Source organism: Paenibacillus sp. FW507-14B1B, assembly GCF_058781425.1.
In genome coordinates this window covers 654,615-675,135 of record NZ_JBYSWS010000001.1, presented here as the reverse complement: position 1 = coordinate 675,135, position 20,521 = coordinate 654,615, and the positions used below count along the sequence as shown (strand labels likewise).

The window sequence follows — 20,521 nt, the reverse complement described above, 5'->3', positions numbered from 1 at the left end:
CTATGTATGGGTAGGAGGAGATATCGATGTTCTCACGTGAGAAAAATACTAATCCAATGGGAATCCGTCTGGTTCCGAGCAAACAAAAGAATGTGATCGAAAACTTAATGCAATTTTATTTGTATGATTTCACCCAGTTTCTAGATATAGATGTAACAGAGAGGGGCGATTTTGCTCCGTATCCTGGCCTTGCTGAATACTGGATTAATCGTGAAATGAGATATCCCTATCTAATTACCTATGACGATAAACCAGCTGGATTTGCATTAATTGATCGTTTAGATGGTGAAGACGAAGTTGATTTTTACTTGTGTGAATTTTTTGTTATGAAAAAATATCGTCGAAGCGGGTTAGGTACCTGGGCATCGCACCAATTGTTTGATCGTTTGAGAGGACGCTGGAAAGTAACACAAGTGAGTACAAATACGCCTGCACAGGCATTTTGGAGGAAGACAATCGGGGCCTATACGGGCAATGAGTATACGGAAAGAGTAGACCCGGAGCGTGGGAATCCTTCGCAATATTTTTCGAGTGCCAGTATTTAATGACATTAATAATTCAGGTTATTAATAATAGGGGATTACGAGTAGCTTACTTAGTAAAGTTTCTGTGTAAATTTAAATCATGAAGAGTTATTTGATGATTTGCATTCATATGCTTGCATAAAGGGTAATTAAAAGAATTATCTTTTTTATAAAGGAGTGCTGATACATGGAGCGAAGAACTTTCGGTCAGACGGATATGCAGGTAAGTATTCAAGGCTTTGGTGGTGCAGAGATCGGACAGGCGGATCAGAGGACGGTGGATCGGCTGCTTCATAGTGCTGTTGATGCTGGATTGAATGTGATAGATACAGCAGAGTGTTATGGGAATAGTGAGGAATTGATAGGTAAATCTTTAGTGGGCCGAAGAGAAGATTATTATCTGTTAACCAAATGTGGCCATGCTTCTGGCTTTGATTATTCGGATTGGGATCCTGTTATGCTCAAACAGAGCATTGATCGGAGTCTGAAGCGTCTGAAAGTTGATTATGTTGATGTGATTCACCTTCATAGTTGCTCAGAAGAAATACTTAGACAAGGAGAGGTTATTGAGGTCCTAAAGAGGGCTAAGGAGCAAGGGAAAACGAGGTATATTGGATATAGCGGTGATCACACAGATGCGTTATATGCGATAAAGACAGGGGTATTTGATAGTTTTGAGACCTCTGTAAATATCGCAGACCAAGAAGCAATCGAACTCACTGTCCCCGAAGCTGTAAAAAGAGGCATGGGTGTGATCGCTAAGAGGCCCATTGCTAATGTAGCATGGAAAAATGACATAGTTAGTGAACAAGCGTATGCCTATCCATACTGGGTACGTCTCAAAGAACTGAAATACGATTTTTTGGAGGATATTCAACTCGGAGTTAAGACAGCCCTCAAATTCGCTCTAAGCGTTCCGGGAGTTGCAACCGCCATTGTTGGAACGTCTAATCCCAATCGATGGGAACAGAATGCAACGATGTTATTGGATGGAGGACGATTGACTCAAGATGAATACAATGAAATCCGTTCAAGATGGACAGAGGTAGCCAAACCAGATTGGGTGGGCAAAGTTTAAGGATTTATTAAAAGTAATTAGAAGCGGTCACATCATATTTATTATGTTAACTCTAAAGAATTAGAATCGTTCTGAACCGCTTAATAATTTGTTGGTTTATTAGGCGGTTAAATAAAAAAGCGAAATGCCTTGCATAAAGTTTCGTTTGTGTGGTATTATAAGTACATAGCAAATAAGAAAACCTTGTGATTCACATATTGAAAAGGTTGCGACTTATGCTTGGCAACTTTTTCAATATGTGAATTTGTTATTTTGTACGCTATAATTTCAGAAGAGCATGTTAATAAAATTTTGGAGGTTTTTACATTATGGAAACAGGAACAGTGAAATGGTTTAACGCAGAAAAAGGATTTGGATTTATCGAAGTAGAAAACGGCAACGACGTTTTCGTTCACTTCTCAGCAATCCAAGGCGACGGTTTCAAATCTTTGGACGAAGGCCAACGCGTTGAGTTCAACGTAGTTCAAGGCAACCGTGGTCCACAAGCTGAGAACGTTGTAAAACTGTAAATCTATGAATAAAGAAACTGTCCTTAACCCATAAAGTTAAGGGCAGTTTTTACTTTAAGGAGGGGTTAGGATGTACTTCAGAAAAAAATCGTTAGAAGAGCTTCCTCAAGAAGAGACCGCGGTTTGGACATGTGAGAAGGAAGAGTGCAATGGCTGGATTCGTGATAATTTTGCCTTTGAGCATCAGCCAACATGCCATCAGTGCAGCTCACCAATGATCAGAAGTATTAAGACGCTGCCCCAACTGGTTAACTCGAATCATGATATGAAGGCTCTTGCAAAAGGAATTAAAATTTCCTAAAAGGAATTAAAATTTCCTAAAAGGAAATTTAATAAGTTATTTTAAAGATGCCTATGAAGGTGTCTTTTTTTTGTAGACTGGAGGAGAGAGCTGTGAAGTTAAGAAGATTTCAAGATGAGGATATAACTCAGATTGTGAATTTGTTTTACGATACTGTTCATTCGGTAAATAAAAAAGATTATACGATCGAGCAGCTCAATGTGTGGGCACCTCCAGAAGAAGAGGTAACAAAACTTGAACGATGGCGGGAGTCTATGCATCGCAATATCACCTTAGTTGCACTTGTCGGAGAGAGTATCGTTGGGTTTTCAGATATGACTAGTAATGGACACCTGGACCGTTTATACGTTCATAAAGACTATCTAAGGCAAGGGATTGCTACAGCATTAGTACAGAATCTAGAAAATGAGGCTAGGAAGCTCAAGTTAACTGAAATAGATACGGAGGCAAGTATCACCGCAAAACCTTTTTTTGAACGTAATGGTTACAGGGTGATCCATAAGCAGTCTGTGGAAAGAAATAGTATCTTACTGACTAATTACTTCATGATTAAGAGCTTGCTCAGCTAAATGATAACTCAAAAAAAAACGCCTCCTCTAGGCGTTTTTTTTTGTGGGGAAGAAAGGTATGAATCCTGTTTTTAACAATACTAATTATATTATATTTTCATCATATGAAAAATTCACAACAGATAAAAACTCATCACTGCCTTATGTACTTCATCCGTAAAAAACCTCCAGATTAGGACTCCTTTGTTACATATACATAGACAAAAGACACATCATAAATCCAGATTGAGCAAATTACAAGCTTTAATTTTTACCCCTTATTTAGAGGAATATCCCCCTTTGATTACGATCAACGTTGGCATAATATTTTATTAAGACAGCTAGAGATTCTGGTTGTTACAAATATACTTAGGGGGATTCAAAGATGAAAAGGTCTTCATTAATGCTTTTGAGCTTAATATTATTGCTCAGCATGTTTATGGCTGCATGCGGTAATAAAAGCTCTAACAATTCTGCAGGTGAAGGTGACAAACCGGCACAGGAGCCGACTAAGAAAGAAGAACCAGCTAAGGAAGTATCTCTTCGCGTCTTCTCGACATTTGGTGGTACAGACGCAGCTCGCGAAACATTCAAAGCTCTATTGGATGACTTTACTGCAAAACATCCAAATGTAAAAATTGAAAACGATGTCATGTCTGCAAATGATGACGGTTTCAGAACAAAAGTAAACACAGATATGAACAGTGGCAATGAACCAGATCTGTTGTTCTACTTTATCGGAGCTGATGCTGAAGGTTTCGTGAACGCAGGTAAAGTTGTTCCATTGAACCAAATCCTTGATGAGAACGCGGATTGGAAAAATGGATTCAGTGAGAATGCACTTGAGTTTGCTAAGCAAAAAGATGGAAACATCTATGCTGCACCACTAACTGGTTTCTATGAAGGATTGTTCTACAATAAAAAGATTTTTGATGAGAACGGTTTGGAAGCTCCAACTACTTGGGAAAACCTAAAGAAAGCTGTTACGACTCTTTCTGCAAAAGGTATTATTCCTCTTTCCGTACCATTTGACCAATCTCACTATTTGATCGAGCACACGATTCTTGCTGCTGCTGGTCCAGAAGGTCAAGATAAAGGTCTGGCTAATGGCATCGAACCAAATTGGGAAAAAGCATATTCTGGAATGAAAGAGCTTTATGATCTGGGCGCATTCCCTAAAGATGCTGCTACTATCGATTTAAGTATGGCGGGTAACTATTACAGTGAAGGCCTCGCTGCAATGATTATTGAAGGATCATGGGCAATAGGTGGATGGAACGAAGATGTGAAGAGTAACACTACTGTAGTTCCTTTCCCAGCTATTCCTGGTGGAGCAGGAAGCGGTAACGACATCGTTGGTGGTTTTGGTTCTGGATTCTACGTTTCCAAAGCAGCATATGACAATGCAGATAAAAAAGATATGACAATAGAATTACTTAAATTTATGACATCCCCTGATAGCATTAAAAAAATCGCTGAAGCAAACGGCGGTACTCCTGCAGCGGATGTAGAAATTGCTGGTTTACCACAGGCTGCTCTTGATGGTTTCGCAATGCTTCAAAATGCTAAATCCATCAGCGCACCAGTTGATAGTAAAGTATCCCAAGAAACATTCTCTAATCTTCGTGCTAGCGTACAACAAGTTGTAACAGGTGCTAAAACTCCAGCGCAAGCGCTAGAAGATGCTAAGAAAACTGAGGATGCTAACAAGAAATAGGTTAAATCGTTAATACGGTACCCTATATGTTATTGCGCCGCCCCTCTGAATCATTTGGGCGGCGCAATCATTTAATTCATTAATCAAGAAAAATAAACATCAAAGGTGATAATTATGAAGGGTGATCGGAAGTATATTTTGATGTTTTTGTTTCCAACGGCTCTATTCTTAACTGTATTTTTGTACTATCCGTTCTTTAAAAGTTTGTATCTCAGCTTTTATCGTACATCTGGTTTTTTTGACAAGAAATTCATTGGGTGGGATAACTACGAGCGGTTATTTACGGATAAGCTCCTGGGTGCAGCAACATTAAATACGTTGGAAATCATGTTATATGTTATTGTGTTCCAGGTAGGTATCGCGTTAGTTCTTGCGGTTATGGTTGATAATATTACGAAGCTCAAAGGATTCTTCCGAACAGTATTTTTCTTTCCAGTTGTAATATCCGGAACGGCAATTTCTTTATTGTTTGTCCTTTTTTATAACTATAACTTTGGACTCCTGAATAACATACTGGCTAACTTCGGTATCGAAAAAGTGCTGTGGCTTGATGAGAGTAATGCACTGAGAGCGGTGTCGATCCCGACCGTATGGCATTATGTTGGTTTCTACTTTGTATTGTTCTTGACGGCGATGTCCAAGATACCAGCTGACTTTTACGAAGCTGCTAAACTTGAAGGAATAACAGGGTTTAAGAAAACGACGAAGTTAACAATCCCATTGATTCTAAGTGATATTAAAGTCGTTGTTACACTAGCTATCACGGGTACGATGAAGGTATTCGAATTTATCTGGGTTATTACTTCTGGTCAGAATGGTACAGAAGTACTCGGAACGTATATGTACAAAAAAGCGATGGTGGATCAAAACTTTGGATATGGTTCAACCGTTGCGATCTATATGGTTGTTTTCGGCGTGTTGCTTGCCCTTCTTGCCAACCGCTTGTTAAAAAGTGAAGAAATTACATACTAAGCTGTTATTAGGGGTGTAGTATTATGCAGCAAGTCATTAAGGAAGAACATGTAGTGCGGCATGTAAAACGTAGAAAATTTAGTATTGGCAGCGCCCTCATGTATGTTATCTTGACAGCCTGGGCTATGACAACGATATATCCGTTGTTTTGGATTGTAAATAACTCCTTTAAAGCATCTAGGGATGTTATGAATAATTCATTTAAGATCGCTTTTGATCCGATCTGGCTAAACTATCAAAATGCATTTGATCGAATTAATATTGGTAGAAGCTATATTAACAGTTTGATCATGTCAGGCAGTACCGTATTGTTGGTACTCCTGTTAGGCGGATTAACCGCGTATGTATTGTCTAGATTCTCATTCAGAGGGAAAAAGACGATTTTTTCAATCCTCTACGCAACATTGTTAATCCCTGCGTTTGCTACGGTTGTTCCTGTCTATGAGATTTTGATTAAAACAAGTTTAGTTAACACTTATTCGGGACTGATCTTGCCTCAGACCGCAGGTAACTTAACTTTTGCCATTCTCGTTATCGCAGGTTATATGGCAACGATTCCGAAAGAACTTGAAGAAGCTGCTTTCATAGATGGATGTAATAGATGGCAAATGTTTATTAAGCTGTTTGTACCAATTACAAGACCGGCATTTGCTTCAGTAAGTATTTTTGTATTCTTGTGGTCTTATAACGATTTGTTCTCTGCTTTGATCTTTGTAAATAAAGAGAATGTTCGTCCAATCGTTGCTTTATTGAATGAGATCAGTTCGCAATACGGCACGGATTTTGGATTGATGGCTACAGCAGTTGCTCTTACCGTAATTCCAGTATTAATCGTTTACTTATTTATCTCGAAGTTTATCGAGAAAGGTTTGACCGAAGGAGCTGTAAAAGGCTAATACGGAAGTCGCTGTTTCATTCAAATAAGCCCAGGTAGGAAGCTTGATCGCTTTCTTCCTGGGCTTATTTCTACGTTTAAAGGTGAAATTCACTTTTAACAAGTGATTATTTCATCATATGAAAAATTCACAATAATAAAACAAAATATATACACGAACTTAGTTAATTCGAAAAAATCCACCAACCTTATCAACCTATCTACTAAAACAATGTATTAATAGGAGAAATAAAAACAAAAAAAGAAAAAACGTTAAAAACATTCCATTTTTATACGTTTTGACAGTAGCTTAAGAGAATGAGAAAATATGTTTTTAAATGAACAAACAATGATGGAGGCATAATGATGAATCAACGTTTTCGAATAACACGATCCATGCAAGAGAATTGTGAACAGCAATCCATTTCTTTGGATGAATGTAAACAATATTTTGAATCCAAACCAGACTTCACATACTCTTCGATTCTTACTGTGAAAGGACCGGAGAGTACGATGTCAGTCGAGGGGGATTTTTTCATGTGGCAGCATGGCGAACTTGAGATTCCATTTCGTCTTTACATGGGAGATATATATGTAGCCCTGACAAGCGAAGCAGTTGTGCCCAAAATGATTGAAATCGCAACAGACTTACATGCAGATGTAGTTGAAGGTTAGCTACTCATGATTTAAGGTTGGGATTGATGGAAGGGGAGGGGAGGAAGTAACCACTCCCCGCCAAGCATCCAGCTGCCTTTGCACTTCAGTTCTTACCTCATCAATACCCGCGTGTTTTAGCTCTGCGTTAAACTTAGGTAGGATGGAGTCAATATCAACAGAACCTGTCATAAGACTTGGATAGTATTTTTTCCAGACCGTTTTAATAGCATCCATTTGGATACTTAATTTGGATAGATCCGGAGTGAATCCAAGTACCGAAGAATTGATAACTTCTTCATTGTATCTGATAAACTGATCCCACTTATCGATAGGTTCCGGGTTATCACCACCCATGGTTTTTAGAATAAACCAGTTGCCTTGGGTATATTGAACTCCTGCATAGCTTGCTGGAGCATATGGAATCGGATTGCCTTCACTATCTTTTCTAGGAATAGGAACGACTTGTCCAAGTTCACTTAGGTTGTAATGTATACCTTCAATTCCATAATTGAATAGGTTGCGTATTTCGGTGTCGGTATTGAGTAGGTTTAGAAACTTCATGCTTTCTACAGGATGTTTGGTATTTGCATTCACGGCCATAATGCCTCCTCGAACCGATTCTGTTGTAACAACAGTAGGGGTTACGGGATTGGATACAACCTTATAACCACGATCTTTACTCCATGTCGTATCTGAGAGCGGGCCGCCACCTGAAGATTTCCAGAATACTTTAGCCCCGCGTTTAAGCCCACCAGGTTCCCGAAGCGCTGCATCCTTATTAATAAAGCCTTGTTTATAATAACTCCGTAACGTGTCTAATACTTTTCTTGCTTCCTCTGTTTCGAAAATATTTACAATCCCAGCATTCGGATCTAATGACTTCACCATCAAGGGAACTTTGTTGTTCACAATATATTCGTAGCCATAGAGTGCGAAGAAATTATGTGAATCCTGATCCAATTCCATAGGTATGTATGAAGGCTCTTTCTGTTGAATCATCTGAAGTAATGGTTCGAGCGATTCCAGTGTATTGTAGTTCTTGATATCAATATTGTACTTATTCACGATCGAAGCAGGGTACATCCAGTGATCACGGACAGCAAGCTCTTTATTGGTAGGTACTCCATAAATACCCCGATCTTTCATCCGAACCCCTTGCCAAAAGGTTGGATTAACACTTTCATACATATCCTTACCTAGACTCATTAGGTAATCATCCAGTTTCAGCCATGCCCCTTGCATAGCTGTGGTTGAATAATTCGTTGCAAAAGCAATATCAAAAGAACTTCCGGCAGATATAAGCGTGTTCAGTCGATCCTCGTACTCTTGCCAGCCTACCTTAATATAAGTTACTGTCACGCCGATTTTACGCACCATGATTTCATTGATCTTAGCATTTACAAGCTGGAGGTCTTTGTCCGGTTCTCCAATGGTGTAATAAATTAGATTAACAGGTTCATCGGTAAACTTCTCTTTATCATTCTTGCTAGGCTCCTGGATACAACCGGTCATATACAAAGAGAGTCCCCCTAATAGACCGATGATCATCATAATAATAAATCTTTGTCTAGAGCACTTTAGCATCGGATATACTCCTTTCTGCCGATTCTTAAATAAGCTTTCACCGCAGATCAGAAGGGGATTTTCCGAAAAAGCTTTGAAAGTGTGTATAGAAATAATTGAGATTGTTGTATCCAACAGAAAATGCGATATAAGATATCTTCTCATCTGTTGATTGAACCCTTTCTTTCGCGAGTAGCATCCGGTAAGCCATTAGATATTCCGAGAACTTTATTCCTGTTTCTTTAAGAAATATTTGACCCAGGTAGGTGCTGTTCATTTGAAAACGCTCTGCCACCGATTTCAAGGTGATATTCTGAGCGTACTCTGTTTTGATCATTAGGAGAATACGATTAACCAGCTTCGATAGACGATCATAGTTAATCTCGAGTACCGGATCCATATTGTTGCGCTCATTGCTATGATTACCTATCGTACCACCCAGATCTTCAACAATAATCTTCTCAATGACTTGCTGCAGCTTAGTACGTTCAATGGGCTTAAGCAGATAATCTTTGACACCGCAGCGAATAGCTTCTTGGGCATACTTGAATTCACTATAGCCGCTCATGATGACATATTTCGTGGGGACGTGTAGTTCGTTAAGTTTTCGTATCGCCTCATATCCGAGATTCTTACCAACACAGACATCAAATATAGCGATATCCGGCATCATGTCGACAACCTTAGATATGGCTGATTCAGTTGATTCACAGGTTTCAATCCGTCCGAACCCATACTGTTCCCAGTCCAGAATTCGCTTCATGCCCTCCAAAATCTGAGGTTCATCATCCATAATTAGCAGTCTGTACATGTTCAATCACCTCTTTAGAAATCCTGACAGAAATCTTCACTCCAGCTTCTTTGTTATTCTCAATTCTCATAGAAAAGCTGTTGCCATAGAAGAAGAGGAGTCTCGTATTTACATTTCGTAATCCAATACTCTTCGATGAATGATCTTCATTGTTGGACAGTGTACTTCGAATCGCATTTAAACGTTCTGTCTGAATACCACGCCCATTATCAACAAATTCTAATACATAGTGATCTTCAGCTTCAAAGCCGTTAACAATATAGAGGTTAAACTCATGACTAGCGATAAAGCCATGAAGGAAGAAATTCTCGGCCAAAGGTTGCATCCAGAATTTAACGGTAGGAATCGAGAGTAATGCTGGTTCTACATTGACTTGATAATAGAAGCGCTCAGGATACTTAAACTCCATGATCTCTAAATACTTCTGGAGCAATTCCAGCTCGCTTTCAATCGAAATAATGTTCTCCTGTTTTACAATTTCTCGATAGAGAGACCCAAGTGTTGCAATAGCGTCAGCTGTGTCTCGATCTTGATTCACGAGTGCTGTGGAGCGAATAACCTCTAAAGTGTTATATAGAAAATGAGGGTTAATTTGGTGTTGAAGCGCTTTCATTTCAGTTTCCTGCTGTTTTATTTTAAATAAATATTCGTTCCGAATATGTTTATCTAACTGCTGAATCATATCATCTAATTCACGTGCAATCATTCCGTATTCATTACGACGATAACGAGCAGGGCGATTAGGTGTGAAATTGGCTGTTTTCACGCGTCCTATCGATTGAATGATTCGGTGAAGGAAGCGAGCGTCATCGCGCATATTATACACAATAAGTAGGAGAACACTAACTACCGTTGTTAATACAATAAGCAGGATTGTACGTATCATCCCTACATGCTGCTGAATCAATAGAGATATATCAACAATATTTACGAATTTGAAATTGAATTTGCTAGATGAAAAGGTGACAAAAAAAATGTGTTTCAAAGGACCTTTTGAAATAAAACCATGACTGCGTCCATTGGCCGCCACTTGAAGAGATAGTTCCTTCAATTCGGGGTCCTGATTATTCCCTATGAGGTAGATCTCGCCTGAGGGACTAACTGTTGCAGTCTTGCCTAACTGATAATTCTGTATCGATTTGAAGATTTTCTCACTATTAACTAAGAATCGTAACTCTCCGAATTCCTGAGAATGAAGAGGTCCATCTGTTAGTTTTTTGCGATAAACGAACCCTTTTATAAGCGTATCGTGAAATGTTACATCTGTATTCGGTACCCCGAACATGAAACTTTCACTTCCGTTATCATTGAAAGTTATGACATTACCATATTGAGAGGTATGTAAACTGATCTGCGTAATTTCACCTTGCGCCCAGCTGTACAGGTAAGTCTTAACGTCCTCAGGAAAAGAGACAAGGGGTTGAGAGAAATGACTATTGTGAAGTCTGTCCGTTAAGTACCCCTCGGCACTTTTACTTAAAAAGCTTCGAGCATCATCCATGAGTCCACGATTGGAGTATATACGCTGCATGTAAGCTTCTATTCGATCCGCATCGTATTGTAGCCCATTCTCAACACCGGCGAATGCTTTAGCAGTCTCAATTCGGGCATCACTAAACCATTGATTCAGAAGCATAATAAAGGTCAGAATCCCAAGTGTGAGTCCAATAGTCAGGACGAAGATGACATAAGCAATAAACTTTTGGCGATAAATTTTAATTTGTAAAAATGAGCTCATACGACACCTCAATTGCAGTAGGTCATCTGAAAGCTAGCGATATTTCACCATCACTTTAACATGATTACTATACAGTTTCATAGATCATAAGAAAAAAGCATCCCTTATAGAGTGTATCTCAATAAGGGATGCGCAAGAATCAAATTTTTACTTGAAGTAATTATTAATTTGTTCTTGTGCAGCGTTCATAATCGTATCCATACCTGCGGACTTTAATTCAGCTGTAATCTTTGGAACCATTTTTTCTGGATCAGAGGCACCTGTAATTAACTCATATTTGTATTTATCCCAAACCGCTTGGCAATTGGCCACCTCTGTTTGAAGATCTGTAATATCGAGTGCGAATCCTAGTGCTGTGGATGATGTAGCTACATCATTCAGTTTTTTAACTTGTTCCCATTGGTCTTCAGGAGCCCCTTTGTTGACCGCTAAGTTGAAGAAAGTACCTTGTGTATAAGCAGCTAGTGGCCAAGTATCCGAAGTACGCTCAATCACTTTTTCACCATCAACATTTTGGTAGTCTACGCTTAACTCGCCGAATGCCAGCATATTACGCAATTTTGGATCAGTATTCACGAGTTCAAGATACTTCAGTGCTTCTTTCTTATATTTAGAGTTCGCCGAAATCGCGTTAAGAGAACCTTGGATGGTACTTGTTGTGTATATAGGTCCATAGTTTTGAACCATAACATACTTTTGAACAGCATCGTTAATTTGCCAGCTTATTTCTGCACCAGGAAATGCCTGAGCTGCAAAGAACGGTCTACCTTTGTCATTCTCCGTCTTGGTCGGAGCATCTGGGTTGATGAGTCCGTCTTGGTACCACTGATGAAGAAGTTTGAGGTTATTCATAATATCGGGCTGTTCAAGGACAGAGACAACCGTACGTGATGCATCATCTGCTTTTACACCAATTGGAGCGAAACCAAGTGTCAAATCGTCATAAGCATTAAAGAAACCATTTAAGCCTTCACCTTGTGTCATTGGCAATGGATAGAAGCTTTTGCCTTCAGCTTTCATAGCGCGTAGAGGCTTATCAAGATCTTGAAGAGTTTTGATACTATTGATATCAATGTTGTATTTCTGTACATATTTATCATCGAATACCCAGTACTGTGTTAGTGCTGAATCTTTATAAGTAGGAACGGAATAATACTTCCCGCCAATCTTTGTACCTTCCCATACTTTTTCAGGTATCAACTTGTATAACTCAGGCGTTTCACTTTGAACCAAATCGGTAATATCAGCAAGAGCACCCATAGCGACCTGCTTGCTGTATTTTCCACTGTTGGTGAACATGATGTCGAATGGTTCCCCTGTATTCACAATCGTGTTGATTTTGGTATCCCATTCACCCCAACTAGCTACTTTAATATCAACTTTCACACCAATTTTCTCAGCTGTGTAGGCGTTCATCGCTTCAACTGCTTTGTCAAAGTTGTTAGGGACTTGGCCGCCAATGGTCCACCAGACTAGAGTTGGGATGTCCTTACTATCGGTTGTGTTTTCCTTGGGTGTGTCTGGTGTTGTGCCTCCATCTGTTGTTGGTGCTGGTTTCGAACCCCCACAGGCTGCTAGAGCAGTCAACATGAATGTCATTACGCACAGAATAGAGATGAACTTTAAAGATCTCTTCATTGCAATTTCCCCCTTTAGGAATTTGTTTCACCGTCTTAGACGAACAGTGATCTATCATAAACCAAGTGAGTTTGGTTTATTTCGTTATTAGCCTTTGACTGCGCCAACCGTGAGACCCGAAATGAAATATTTCTGGAAGAACGGGTAGGCGAAAGCTACAGGCAGAACAATGAGAATGGCCACTGCCATCCTTGCTGATTCTTTCGGCATGGTAGCAACGAGTACGGCGTAGCTGACCCCCATGCTTGCGGCATTCTTGGCGAGTGCATCAACATTACTCATTAAGCTGTTAAGTAGGGCTTGCAGAGAATATAGATTCTGGTTATCGATGTATAACATCGATTGAAACCAGTCATTCCAATAAGCAAAGCATAGGAACAGACCAATGGTTGCAATCACCGGCAGCGAGATCGGAAGGATGATCGAGAAGAAGATGCGTAACTGGCTTGCGCCATCTATTTCTGCTGACTCAATCAATCCATCAGGAATCGTAGTTTTGAAAAAGGTTTTGCAGATAATCACGTTAAAAGAGGAGACAGCCAGCGGGAGAATGAGTGCCCAGACGCTGTCTTTTAATCCTAATAGATTCGAGTTGATAAAATAACTAGATACCAGACCACCATTGAACACCATAGGGATGAATACTACCCAGGTTAAGAAGCCCTTCAATTTGTAGGTCGGTCGAGAAATGACATAGCCCATTGAGGTAGTAAGCAATACACCTAGAACTGTACCGACCAAAGTAACAAGGACAGATACACCTAGCGCACGTAGAATCATCGAGCCTTGGTTAACAATATAAGCGTAAGCTTCCCCTGAAAAAGCAACGGGCAACAGATGGTATCCTGTCTCGCGAATGGAATTCTCACTCGATAGTGAAATCGATAGTACAACAATGACAGGTATGACACATAGCAGCGCCAAAATAATAAAAATGAGGTTGAACAAGATGTTCACGATTTTGTTTGTACGATTAAATCTCTCAAGACCCGAATCATAAGCGGTTCTCGTTGCCATATCCTAACCTCCTTACATCATCGCGCTATCCGGATCAATTCGGCGAACAATCCAGTTAGCGATTAATATCGTTGCACAGCCTAGAACTGATTGTATAAATGCAGCAGCAGATGCCATTCCGACTGTAGCGCTCTTTAATTGCTTGTAAACCATGACATCAATCGTGGTAGATACGTTGAAGAGAGAGTTCGAATCTCTTGTGACCTGATAGAATAACCCAAAATCGGTGTAGAATATCCGCCCAACGGCTAGTATGAACATCATGACGATCACGAGTTTAAGCATGGGTAATGTAATAAATCTCGTCTGTTGCCATATAGAAGCTCCATCGATGACTGCCGCTTCATAGTAAGTGCTGTCAAGGCTTGTGATGGTTGCCAGGTAAATGACCATGCCATAACCTAATCCCTTCCATATGTTCAGCAGAATTAAGAAGTAAGGCCAGTATTCGGGCGCCATATACCAGTTGATCGGATCACTGCCCAGACTGACAAGTGTCTGATTAACAATCCCTTTGTCAAAGCTTAGAAATGCCCAGCCTACAGCGGATACAACAACCCAAGATAAGAAGTAGGGGAGAAACATCATGGTTTGATAGACTTTACTAGCTTTTCGGCTATGTAATAGTCCGATCATGATTGCGAAAAGAACAGGCAGTACAATTCCGGTGATGATAAAGATAATGTTGTATCCTATGGTATTTCGAATAATGATCCATGCGTCATTCGACTTGAACAAAAACTCAAAGTTTTTAAAGCCGACCCAAGGACTGTTGAATACGTTACTGAGGAAACCGCCGCTAATTCTAAAATTTTTGAAGGCAATAATGATTCCGAACATAGGCAAGAAACAGAACAATATGTACCATATCGTTGTCGGCAACGCCAAGAGTGTCAATTCTGTATCATGCTTGTGCCAACGCATTCGTAAGCGCTTTCGTTTTTCTTTTGGCTTGGATATTGAGCCCATGTCTGTAACTCCTTTCGGTGTTTAATGGCTTTATCGTGTTATGCTCATTGTATAAGAGAAGGATCGGGTAACTCTAGATAACAAACTTGATACTATAGTCAACAAACGTTAGGTTCGTATAATATTGTTTATAGCCAACAAAACACGTAGATTCCTAAATATGTTGTACTACGTGTTTTGCTGGCAGACCTCATTAATCTTTTATAGAATTATCATTTATCAAGCAGGGGGAATACTTTGAGGATTGTTAAATACATTGTTGGGATCATATTTAGCTTTTACTTTTCGCAATCTAGAAAAGTTAGATCCATAATAGACGGGTCCGGAATTTTTAATTCCTTGATCTGGTACATTTATATAGGAACCAACGATGAATGGCTGTAGTTTTCGGCGTGTGTTGCGAGTTAAAGTAATGTTTTTAGCGGCATCGGAAGGCTTGATCCATGAGCTGTTCCATTCCACGTAAAATTTCGCTTTACGCCAGTAAAATGCTGTGGCTTTTGGTGATACACGACTTACGGCTCCACCCCAGTTCAGGAAGAAGAATCCTGCAGTAGAATTGGCTTCTGCCTTTTCTAAAAATTCTCGCATCGACTTAATTGCCTTGTCGGGGAAAGGACACTTTGCGAAGCCAGATGAGAACTGATTGCTGTACCTTTGAGTAAGCACCGGATCAGGAGCTAACAAAAAGTTAACAACCTGCGGATAAGGTAATAAACGAATTGTTTTCTCTGTTGGCGTTCCGATACTTGTTATTGGCCTTAATAGTCGAATAGCTTCTTCTTTTGAACCGAGGAATAGGCCTTCCATGGTGACATTTCCACCCTTTTTCGGCCCAATATTTAATTCACTACCAAGTCTAGTGTCGACGGAAGGAGCCCAGCGTTGCCATGCTTTTAATACTTGTTCGAATTGATTCCATGGCCAAGTAACCTTATATACGGTTGCTTTTGCTGGAGCACGACGAACTTTAAATTTGTATCTGGTGCAGATACCAAAGTTACCGCCTCCACCACCACGGGATGCCCACAGAAGATCAGCGTTTTGTTTATGATTGGCTATGATCACTTTTCCGTTAGCGTCCACCATTTCAAGTTCAATGAGGTTATCACTTATTAGGCCGATCGTCCGCTGTAGCGGTCCGATTCCTCCGCCGAGTGTGATCCCACCTATTCCAACTGTAGGACTGTCACCAAAGGGGGCAATGAATCCTTGAGCAGCAAGGGTTTTGGCTATTCTTCCTACTCGATTGCCGGTCTCAACAATGACGGTTCCATTTTTCTTATCTAGCTTAATTTTCTTCATATCACTTACATCGACTACAATACCTCCATTGACCTGTGAAAGATTGGTTTCTAGTGCATGTCTTCCACTTCTAGCCCGGATGGGGATACGATTCTCACGGGCCCATTTAATGGCGTTCGCGACATCTTGAGTTTTTTGTGCAAAAACAAACACTTTTGGAAATCTGTCAGTATGGGGATCCCAATTCTTTCGTGCCGCTTCATAATCTGGATCACCGCGGAAAATAACCCTTCCCGTTAGTTTTGTTTGTGACTTCAATAACAACATCTCCTAATCTGTAATGTTATTGCACCGGAGTTCAAGAATCACGGCACCGTACATCATATGGAGAACTACAAACCAGGGTATAGGCCGCTAGTGTATGACTGTAAGCATTTATGTGTTATAAGGTATAATGAAAGACATTATTAAAGGATTCTATCTCAGAACCACTCCTGTCTGAAAAATCGAGGACGGTGGTTCTTTTGTTATGTGATCTACTGTGTAAGAATGAATTGTGGGAGGACGATGAAAGTGTTTAATGACTTCAAGGTCATAGATGAACTTCCAGTATCTATTCAAGTGAAGGAATACGTAAAACGTTTGATTATAAAAGGTGCTCTACATGCCCATCAAAAACTCCCTTCCACGCGTGAACTTAGCAAGCTACTTCATATGAGTCGTAACACCATTATTTCCGCCTATGAAGGATTGGAGGATGATGGTTTTGCCTACACCATATCTGGTAAAGGTAGCTATGTCGCAGAAACTTTAAGCCATGTACCAACTTCGACATGGGAGCTGAGTTGGAGTGATCGTATAAACGACCGTGCAAAAAAGGCGTTGGAGCTAGATCGAATGGAGCGTGGTGTACGTGCAGAGAAAGGTAAAATTTCCTTCACCAGCATTGCACCTGATGAGAATTTATTCGACCTTGATAATATGAAACGGGCATTCCAAGACCGGATGTCTTTAGAGGGAAATGTATTACTTAACTATGGATACGCCAAGGGTTATAAGCCACTCATTGAATACTTGCTCCGGTATATGGCACACAAAGGTGTCGATTTGAAAGACAAAGACATTCTGATAACGAATGGGTTCACTGAGGGATTTGATATCGTCTTGTCCGCTTTAAGCAAGAAGAATGGTTCTGTTATTTGTGAGAATCCAACGCATAATACCGCCATTAAGAATCTGAAGCTGCATGGATTCGATATTACGGGGATATCTATGGAGCCGGACGGTATCAATCTTCAGGAGCTGGAACAGGCACTATCTGAAAAATCTTTCGACTGCGGATATTTCGTTCCTTCTTATCACAATCCGACAGGCATTGTGATGTCGCCGCAGAAGAGACAGTTATTTATGAAGCTGATGCAGAAGTATCAAGTACCGATCATCGAAGATGGATTTAATGAGGAGCTACGTTATTCCGGCTCACATGTGGCACCCTTAATGGCAACCGCGGGACAGGGCAATAGTGTTATTTATTTAGGAAGCTTTTCCAAAGTCTTATTTCCCGGTCTTAGAGTAGGATGGATTTTAGCAGACAAAGAACTGATTCATTATCTGGAAAGTATCAAGCGTGCTCGTAGCATTCATACATCTACTGTGGATCAGTCGATCCTGTTTCAATATTTGTATAATGGAAATTTCGAGAAGTATCTGAAGAAAGCTAGAGCGGAATATAAACGAAAATATGAATGGACGAAACAGTGTTGTGAAGAATTCATTCCATATGAGCGTCTATCTGGCGATGGGGGGCTACACCTTTTTGTCACCTTTGAGAAAGACTTCGATACGAGAGATTTGCTTGCAGCGTGCTCAAGTAAGGGAGTTGTTTTTACGCCAGGAGATATGTTCTTCACGAAGGATAATGAAGGAAGAAATACGATGCGGTTAGGTTTCTCAAGAGTTGCAGACGAAGAGATTATTAAGGGGATTCGGATTATTGGCGAGACAGCCAAACAACTTATGGGATAGAGGTGCGGACATGAAGGTTGGCGTCATTATGGGTGGTATTTCATCGGAGCGAGAGGTATCGCTTAGAACGGGTGAAGTTATGCTTGCTCACTTGGATAGAGATTTATATGATATAACACCTATTGTTATAGAGAAGCGGGATGAATTGATTCACAAAGTGAAAGGAATTGATATTGCATTACTTGCACTTCATGGATCTTTTGGGGAGGATGGCACGATACAAGGTACGCTAGAGACGCTAGGTATTCCCTATACAGGAAGCGGAGTATTATCGAGCAGCGTATGTATGAATAAGGATATGTCGAAGAAACTGCTTCGCGCGGAAGAAATTCTGACACCGGATTGGCTCTGCTGGAACTGTATGGAGGAATATGACCCGAAAGCTGTCTTAGAGCTCGGTTATCCGGTTATTGTTAAGCCTAATTCTGGCGGATCTAGTATCGGAACACAGCTTGTAACAAGTGAACAGATGTTGTTGTCTGCTGTTCGGGAAGCTTTTCGCTGGGATGAATCTGTAATGATCGAGAGTTACATTAAAGGTGAAGAGATTACATGTTCTATTCTAGATGGGGAACTGCTGCCTATTATCGGCATTCGATCTGCGCATTCGGAATGGTTCAATTATGAGGCTAAGTATGAGGACGGCGGAGCAGAAGAACAGGTCATTACATTACCACATGAGGTCGATGCCCGTGTTCGCACAGCAGCGTTAACGTGTTATAAGCTATTGAAATGCAGCGTGTATGGTCGTGTGGACATGATGTTGAGAGAGGGTGTCCCTTACATTTTGGAAGTAAACACATTGCCTGGTATGACGACGAACAGCCTTCTTCCCAAAAGTGCGAGTGCGGCAGGAATCACTTTCAGTCAGTTGTTGAATCGAATAATATCTTGCTCATGGGAAGAACAAAAAAGCAAGCGAGGAGAAATGAGTTATGTCGAATGAGTTCATTACACCGCGAGTATTGGAGATACCACCTTCCGGCATTCGTGCTTTCTTCGAACTAGCTAACGGAAATAATGATGTGATATCACTTGGAGTCGGTGAGCCTGATTTCGTAACTCCGGAAAAAGTTCGAGCAGCTTGCATACGTGCTCTGAACGAGGGGAGAACCACGTATACACCTAACGCTGGCCTCTTAGAGTTAAGAGAAGAAATCGCTTCGTATCTGGATCAGGCTTTTCAGATAAACTACGATCCATCGAGTGAGATTCTCGTAACTGTTGGAACAAGTGAAGCCGTTGATCTGGCTCTACGCACCTTCATCGAACCCGGTGATGAGGTCATTGTGCCTACGCCAACCTACATTGCTTATGCACCGATTGCTCACCTGTATGGCGGGAATGTGGTGGAGGTTGAGACATCTGCAGATCAGCATTTCAAGCTCACTGCACAAGCGCTAGCGAAGAAAATAACGCCAAGATCAAAGGTGCTTATGCTGAACTATCCGAATAATCCTACAGGTGCGGTAATGACCGAGCAGGACTGGCTACCGATTGCAAAGCTTGTTATCGAGCATAATCTTGTAGTCATCTCAGATGAAGTTTACGCAGAGCTCACTTATGATCAGCAGCATGTTAGTATTGCTTCACTTCCAGGCATGAAGGAACGGACAATTGTTATTAACGGTTTTTCTAAGGCATTTGCGATGACGGGTTGGCGAATCGGTTACGCTTGTGGTAATCGAGAACTCATCGCCGGGATGCTAAAGATCCACCAATATACGGTAATGTGTGCACCTATTATGGGCCAAATTGCAGCGATCGAATCACTTCACAGCGGCATGGAGATGAAGGAAGAGATGAAGGCTGCGTATGATGAACGTCGAAAGATGTTCGTTAAAGGACTTAGAGAAATCGGTCTCGTCTGCCATGAGCCACAGGGTGCGTTTTATGCTTTTCCTTCCATAGTACACACAGGACTTACTTCCGACCAGTTTGCCATGAGACTTCTTAACGAAGCTGGTGTTGCCGCCGTACCTGGTTCCGTGTTCGGTTCAGGCGGAGAAGGGTATATTCGATGCACGTATGCAACTTCAACAGAGAAGTTGTTAGAGGCACTCGATCGAATGGAGGGTTTTATGAATAAACTTAATAAAGCGGAGAGATATGCGATTTAATCGTTTGAAACGCACCTCAATTGTGAGATACAAAATTACAATTGAAGGTGCTGTTTTGTTATATTTTCATGCGTAAAAACTTTATCGGTGGAGAGAAGTAAAAAGGGAATTGTGAAATACGCCCAAGTTTGTATCAACTATATACAGGGTATATACATAGTATAATCAGTAAGGTAAAGTCAATAATAATGACACACATTGAGGGGGCATCCATA

At 40.6% G+C, this 20,521-nt stretch carries 19 protein-coding genes; 12 read left to right on the top strand and 7 right to left on the bottom strand.

Annotated elements, in window-relative coordinates; translation table 11 throughout:
- Window positions 1-26 precede the first annotated feature (26 nt).
- The 9 genes from AC3WJJ_RS02955 (at window position 27) to AC3WJJ_RS02915 (ending at window position 7,198) form a co-directional block, all read left to right on the top strand.
- The gene (locus AC3WJJ_RS02955) at window positions 27-545 is read left to right on the top strand and encodes a GNAT family N-acetyltransferase (protein WP_492537871.1); all 519 of its coding nucleotides are present in this window, start codon (window positions 27-29) and stop codon (window positions 543-545) included.
- 166 nt (window positions 546-711) lie between these two features.
- The gene (locus AC3WJJ_RS02950; RefSeq protein WP_492537869.1) at window positions 712-1,602 is read left to right on the top strand and encodes an aldo/keto reductase; all 891 of its coding nucleotides are present in this window, start codon (window positions 712-714) and stop codon (window positions 1,600-1,602) included.
- A 308-nt stretch (window positions 1,603-1,910) separates the two neighbouring features.
- Window positions 1,911-2,111 carry a cold-shock protein gene (locus AC3WJJ_RS02945; RefSeq protein WP_054957841.1) on the top strand — a complete coding sequence of 67 codons (201 nt, stop codon included), beginning with the start codon at window positions 1,911-1,913 and terminating at the stop codon, window positions 2,109-2,111.
- Window positions 2,112-2,181: 70 nt separating this feature from the next.
- A complete protein-coding gene (locus AC3WJJ_RS02940) occupies window positions 2,182-2,412 on the top strand; it encodes a cold-shock protein (protein WP_422661065.1) in 231 nt (76 codons plus the stop codon).
- A gap of 92 nt (window positions 2,413-2,504) precedes the next feature.
- Window positions 2,505-2,981 (top strand): GNAT family N-acetyltransferase, encoded by a 477-nt coding sequence (locus AC3WJJ_RS02935; protein WP_492537866.1) that lies wholly within the window; start codon window positions 2,505-2,507, stop codon window positions 2,979-2,981.
- 364 nt (window positions 2,982-3,345) lie between these two features.
- Window positions 3,346-4,677: an ABC transporter substrate-binding protein gene (locus AC3WJJ_RS02930; protein WP_492537864.1), complete on the top strand. Its 1,332-nt coding sequence runs from the start codon at window positions 3,346-3,348 to the stop codon at window positions 4,675-4,677.
- 114 nt (window positions 4,678-4,791) lie between these two features.
- On the top strand, window positions 4,792-5,649 hold the full coding sequence (locus AC3WJJ_RS02925; RefSeq protein WP_492537862.1) for a carbohydrate ABC transporter permease: 858 nt from the start codon (window positions 4,792-4,794) through the stop codon (window positions 5,647-5,649).
- Window positions 5,650-5,672: 23 nt separating this feature from the next.
- Window positions 5,673-6,545, top strand: coding sequence for a carbohydrate ABC transporter permease (locus tag AC3WJJ_RS02920; protein WP_492537860.1), 873 nt, complete (start codon window positions 5,673-5,675; stop codon window positions 6,543-6,545).
- A 344-nt stretch (window positions 6,546-6,889) separates the two neighbouring features.
- Complete coding sequence (locus tag AC3WJJ_RS02915; RefSeq protein WP_492537857.1) at window positions 6,890-7,198, top strand: hypothetical protein; 309 nt, start codon at window positions 6,890-6,892, stop codon at window positions 7,196-7,198.
- Here the strand turns inward: AC3WJJ_RS02915 and AC3WJJ_RS02910 are convergent, their stop codons facing one another.
- The 7 genes from AC3WJJ_RS02910 to AC3WJJ_RS02880 form a co-directional block, all read right to left on the bottom strand.
- Window positions 7,199-8,764, bottom strand: coding sequence for an ABC transporter substrate-binding protein (locus AC3WJJ_RS02910; protein ID WP_492537855.1), 1,566 nt, complete (start codon window positions 8,762-8,764; stop codon window positions 7,199-7,201).
- Window positions 8,765-8,801: 37 nt separating this feature from the next.
- Window positions 8,802-9,554 carry a response regulator transcription factor gene (locus AC3WJJ_RS02905; RefSeq protein ID WP_492537853.1) on the bottom strand — a complete coding sequence of 251 codons (753 nt, stop codon included), beginning with the start codon at window positions 9,552-9,554 and terminating at the stop codon, window positions 8,802-8,804.
- The gene (locus tag AC3WJJ_RS02900; RefSeq protein WP_492537851.1) at window positions 9,529-11,292 is read right to left on the bottom strand and encodes a sensor histidine kinase; all 1,764 of its coding nucleotides are present in this window, start codon (window positions 11,290-11,292) and stop codon (window positions 9,529-9,531) included. The genes AC3WJJ_RS02905 and AC3WJJ_RS02900 overlap by 26 nt, the downstream gene beginning before the upstream one ends.
- Before the next feature lie 147 nt (window positions 11,293-11,439).
- Window positions 11,440-12,930 (bottom strand): ABC transporter substrate-binding protein, encoded by a 1,491-nt coding sequence (locus AC3WJJ_RS02895; protein WP_492537849.1) that lies wholly within the window; start codon window positions 12,928-12,930, stop codon window positions 11,440-11,442.
- 87 nt (window positions 12,931-13,017) lie between these two features.
- Window positions 13,018-13,947, bottom strand: coding sequence for a carbohydrate ABC transporter permease (locus tag AC3WJJ_RS02890; RefSeq protein WP_492537847.1), 930 nt, complete (start codon window positions 13,945-13,947; stop codon window positions 13,018-13,020).
- A 12-nt stretch (window positions 13,948-13,959) separates the two neighbouring features.
- Window positions 13,960-14,916, bottom strand: a complete 957-nt coding sequence (locus AC3WJJ_RS02885) for an ABC transporter permease (RefSeq protein WP_492537845.1) — start codon at window positions 14,914-14,916, stop codon at window positions 13,960-13,962.
- Between the two features lie 219 nt (window positions 14,917-15,135).
- Window positions 15,136-16,488 (bottom strand): FAD-binding oxidoreductase, encoded by a 1,353-nt coding sequence (locus tag AC3WJJ_RS02880; protein ID WP_492537843.1) that lies wholly within the window; start codon window positions 16,486-16,488, stop codon window positions 15,136-15,138.
- Between the two features lie 246 nt (window positions 16,489-16,734).
- Between AC3WJJ_RS02880 and AC3WJJ_RS02875 the strand changes: the two genes are divergently transcribed.
- From AC3WJJ_RS02875 to AC3WJJ_RS02865, 3 genes are read left to right on the top strand one after another with little or no spacing between them, the layout of a single operon-like run.
- On the top strand, window positions 16,735-18,186 hold the full coding sequence (locus AC3WJJ_RS02875; RefSeq protein WP_492539564.1) for an aminotransferase-like domain-containing protein: 1,452 nt from the start codon (window positions 16,735-16,737) through the stop codon (window positions 18,184-18,186).
- Between the two features lie 10 nt (window positions 18,187-18,196).
- The gene (locus AC3WJJ_RS02870) at window positions 18,197-19,132 is read left to right on the top strand and encodes a D-alanine--D-alanine ligase (protein ID WP_492539562.1); all 936 of its coding nucleotides are present in this window, start codon (window positions 18,197-18,199) and stop codon (window positions 19,130-19,132) included.
- Window positions 19,122-20,306, top strand: a complete 1,185-nt coding sequence (locus AC3WJJ_RS02865; RefSeq protein ID WP_492537841.1) for an aminotransferase class I/II-fold pyridoxal phosphate-dependent enzyme — start codon at window positions 19,122-19,124, stop codon at window positions 20,304-20,306. The genes AC3WJJ_RS02870 and AC3WJJ_RS02865 overlap by 11 nt, the downstream gene beginning before the upstream one ends.
- Window positions 20,307-20,521 lie beyond the last annotated feature (215 nt).